This window comes from Streptomyces botrytidirepellens, from assembly GCF_003721215.1.
GTDB lineage: Bacteria > Actinomycetota > Actinomycetes > Streptomycetales > Streptomycetaceae > Streptomyces > Streptomyces himastatinicus.
Genome location: NZ_RIBZ01000572.1, coordinates 1 through 3,586 on the forward strand (window position 1 = coordinate 1; position 3,586 = coordinate 3,586).

At 71.4% G+C, this 3,586-nt stretch carries 6 protein-coding genes; 4 read left to right on the top strand and 2 right to left on the bottom strand.

Features of this window, described 5'->3' with window-relative positions; translation table 11 throughout:
- The coding region (locus EEJ42_RS32985; protein WP_123105653.1) for a ferritin-like domain-containing protein at nt 1–413 on the bottom strand (413 nt) is incomplete at its 3' end.
- A 61-nt stretch (nt 414–474) separates the two neighbouring features.
- A complete protein-coding gene (locus EEJ42_RS32990) occupies nt 475–1,092 on the bottom strand; it encodes a hypothetical protein (protein WP_246097542.1) in 618 nt (205 codons plus the stop codon).
- A 137-nt stretch (nt 1,093–1,229) separates the two neighbouring features.
- On the opposite strand from EEJ42_RS32990, the gene rimP reads away from it, so the two are divergent.
- The 4 genes from rimP to EEJ42_RS33010 all read left to right on the top strand — a co-directional run.
- Nucleotides 1,230–1,736, top strand: coding sequence for a ribosome maturation factor RimP (rimP, locus tag EEJ42_RS32995; protein WP_123105655.1), 507 nt, complete (start codon nt 1,230–1,232; stop codon nt 1,734–1,736).
- 2 nt (nt 1,737–1,738) lie between these two features.
- Nucleotides 1,739–2,731 (top strand): transcription termination factor NusA, encoded by a 993-nt coding sequence (gene nusA / locus EEJ42_RS33000; RefSeq protein ID WP_123105657.1) that lies wholly within the window; start codon nt 1,739–1,741, stop codon nt 2,729–2,731.
- Between the two features lie 117 nt (nt 2,732–2,848).
- Nucleotides 2,849–3,139, top strand: coding sequence for a YlxR family protein (locus EEJ42_RS33005; RefSeq protein WP_123105659.1), 291 nt, complete (start codon nt 2,849–2,851; stop codon nt 3,137–3,139).
- A gap of 153 nt (nt 3,140–3,292) precedes the next feature.
- The coding region (locus tag EEJ42_RS33010; RefSeq protein ID WP_246097543.1) for a translation initiation factor IF-2 N-terminal domain-containing protein at nt 3,293–3,586 on the top strand (294 nt) is incomplete at its 3' end.

The window sequence follows — 3,586 nt, forward strand, 5'->3', positions numbered from 1 at the left end:
GTGAGCCCAGGGAAGGCTACGCCGCCGCCCCGCCAGCGCACCGACCGGACCGCCGCCTCGCGCAGCGCGCCCGCCGCCTGCCGCCGCAGGGCGCCGTCGGAGGTCCGTACGAGGTCGGCGTAGACGGCGGCCACCCGGTTCTCCAGCTCGGCGGCGAGCCGGACCGCGGCGGCCGAGTCGGGCACCGCGAACGGCAGCGCGTAGGCGGGGGCCGCGCTCTGCGGCGTACCGCCCATGTCGCGCACGGTGCGCACGAGGTCGTCACGGCGCGACCGGTGCGCGGCGTACCCCTCGCGCGCCTCGGCGAGACGGTCGTCGCCGATCCGGCCGCCGACGACGCCGTATCCGTACACGGCGGCGTGCTCGGCGGCGAGCGCGGCCTGGGTGGCCTTGAGCGTCGCGGAGCGGTTCATCCGGGTACTCCTTCCGCGCGGAGGGTGCTGAAGGCGGTGTCACAGGGGCTGACGGCGACCGTCATGAGCCCGGGCCGCCCTGGGTGAGCAGATACACATGGGCGGCGCCGCAGGCCGCGACGGAGGCCAGCAGCCGGGCCAGCTCGGGCGGGGCGCCGACGAGCGCCGTGGTGCGGCTGTCGGCGGTGTGCCGCTCGGCCTGGGCGAGGGCGCCGAGGGCCTTCTTCTCGTCCTCGGGCACCGCGGGCAGCCGCCGCCCGCCCGCGGCCGGTGAGCGGGAGGCGGTCGCGGAGGCGGACGCGGAGGGGTCCTTGGAGCCGAAGGCCGCCATGTGGGCCGCCGTCTCCGCCCGCAGCGGCCGCAGCCGCTCCGCGAGCGCGGCATGGGCGTCGATGGTCGCGTCGTAGCGCGCGAGGAGCGCGGCCGAGTCCCGTACGCCCCGGGCGCGCAGCGCCGCGGCGTCCGCGGAACCGGATGACCGGCGTCCGTCGTCCGAGTCACCGGAGCAGCCGGCGAGCAGTGCGGCGGCGCCCGCCGAGCCACCGGCCAGCAGCAGACTTCGCCGCCGCGGGGACGCGGCCTGGGGGAGGGACGGGGACGTGGGGCGAGGTGGGGGATTCGTGATCGACACGTTCCTCTTTCCGGGCTGCGGCAGCTCCCGGCCGCCGTTAGTGATCACAGCAGGCGAGCGTACCCGCGCGGGGCCGGAATGCCGGGCAGCGGCCACCGAATCGTCAGCCCGGCGCCGGAACAGATAGGCTTTGAGCTGACACGCGACCTTCCCACAACAGCACACGCGGCCGAGGAGTCACCCGGATGAGCACGACCCAGAGCGAAAGGCTGCGCGGACTGCTGGAACCGCTCGTCAGCGCACGGGACCTGGATCTGGAAGAGGTCGAGGTGACACCGGCCGGGAAGCGGCGCGTCCTTCGCATCGTGGTGGACTCCGACGACGGCGTGCAGCTGGATACGTGTGCTGAGCTGAGCCGGGCGATCTCGCAGTCGCTCGACGAGTCGGACGCGATGGGCCAGACCCCGTACGTCCTGGAGGTCACCTCCCCCGGCGCCGAGCGCCCCCTGACCGAGCAGCGCCACTACCGCCGGGCGACCGGGCGGCTGATGAAGGCGCAGCTGGTGGAGGGCGGCGAGCTGATCGCCCGGATCATCGCGGTCGATGACGAGGGGCTGGATCTGGAAGTCCCCGGAGTGAAGGGGCGCAAGCCCACCGCCAGGCGGCTGGCCTTCAAGGAGATCTCCAAGGCACGTGTGGAGATCGAGTTCAACCGCAAGCCCGAGGGCGACGAGAGCAAGGAGGAGGCGTAGCCGTGGACATCGACATGAGTGCCCTGCGGGGTCTGGTGCGGGAGAAGGAGATCTCGTTCGACCTGCTGGTCGAGGCGATCGAATCGGCTCTCCTCATCGCCTACCACCGCACCGAGGGAAGCCGCCGGCGGGCCCGGGTGCAGCTGGACCGCAACAGCGGGCATGTGACGGTGTGGGCCCAGGAGGACGCCGACGACCTCGAGGAGGGCGAGGAGCCCCGCGAGTTCGACGACACCCCCTCCGGCTTCGGCCGGATCGCCGCCATGACCGCCAAGCAGGTCATCCTCCAGCGGCTGCGGGACGCCGAGGAAGAGATCACCTTCGGCGAGTACGCGGGGCGGGAGGGCGATGTCGTCGCCGGCGTCGTCCAGCAGGGCAAGGACCCGAAGAACATCCTGGTGGACATCGGACGGCTCGAGGCGATCCTGCCGTCGCAGGAGCAGGTGCCCGGCGAGGACTACGCGCACGGCACCCGGCTCCGTACGTACGTCGTACGGGTGGTCAAGGGCGTGCGCGGGCCGTCGGTGACCCTTTCGCGTACGCATCCCAATTTGGTGAAGAAGCTCTTCGCGCTCGAGGTGCCGGAGATCGCGGACGGCTCGGTGGAGATCGCGGCGATCGCCCGTGAGGCGGGTCACCGCACCAAGATCGCCGTCCGGTCCACCCGTTCGGGCCTGAACGCCAAGGGCGCCTGCATCGGCCCGATGGGCGGCCGGGTGCGCAGCGTGATGGCCGAGCTGCACGGCGAGAAGATCGACATCGTCGACTGGTCGGACGACCCCGCCGAGCTGGTGGCGAACGCGCTGTCGCCCGCCCGGGTGAGCAAGGTCGAGGTGGTGGACCTGGCGGCCCGGTCCGCGCGGGTCACCGTGCCGGACTACCAGCTGTCGCTGGCGATCGGCAAGGAAGGGCAGAATGCCCGGCTCGCGGCCCGGCTCACGGGCTGGCGGATCGACATCCGGCCGGACACCGATCAGTCCGCCGAGCAGGCCTGAACAGGGTCGATCAAGGCTGATTCAAGCCGCGGACACCCGGGATCCAGCCGAAATCGTGTGACGGTTCGATCACTCCCCCCAAGGGGTGAGGTCGGCGCAGGGAGGTAGACTTAAGCAGTGTCTGGCCGCACGCGCACCCGTGCCTGCCCTGAGAGAACCTGTGTGGGATGCCGGAACCGGGCGGCCAAGAACGATCTGCTGCGCATCGTGGCGGTCGAGGGCGTTTGCGTCCCCGATCGGCGCGGTACGCTGCCCGGTCGGGGAGCTTATATGCACCCCACACGGGTCTGTTTCGACCTGGCGGTTCGCCGCCGGGCCTTTCCCCGGGCCTTCAGGGGACCGGGGGCGCTCGACACCACGGACTTGCGCCGCTATGTCGAGCACCAGGGTGACCAGTCACCCCAGTAAGAAGCTGGAAGAACGGCACGGGACAACCGTGCGGTCAGGTACCTCGCGAGTCGGAAGTAGGTCGAGATTGCGATGAGCACTCGATGAGTACGCGATGAGTACGCCCATGAAGTAGCGACGGTCCGGCGGTAACCCGGACCTAAAAGGAGCGAAGTGGCTAAGGTCCGGGTATACGAACTCGCCAAGGAGTTCGGCGTTGAGAGCAAGGTCGTCATGGCCAAGCTCCAGGAGCTCGGTGAATTCGTACGTTCGGCGTCCTCGACGATCGAGGCGCCGGTTGTCCGCAAGTTGACTGACGCTTTCCAGGGCGGCAACGGCTCCGGCCGTGCCTCCGGCAAGCCCTCGGCGCCGCGCAAGGCGACGCCCAAGCCCCCGACGCCGGGTCCGGCGTCGGCGGCCCGTCCCGCTGCCCCCAAGCCCCCGACGCCCGGCCCCAAGCCGGCCGCC

What these genes read in the sequence shown, in the direction of transcription:
- rimP (WP_123105655.1), top strand. Translation starts at nt 1,230, where the DNA reads ATGAGCACGACCCAGAGCGAAAGGCTGCGCGGACTGCTGGAACCGCTC.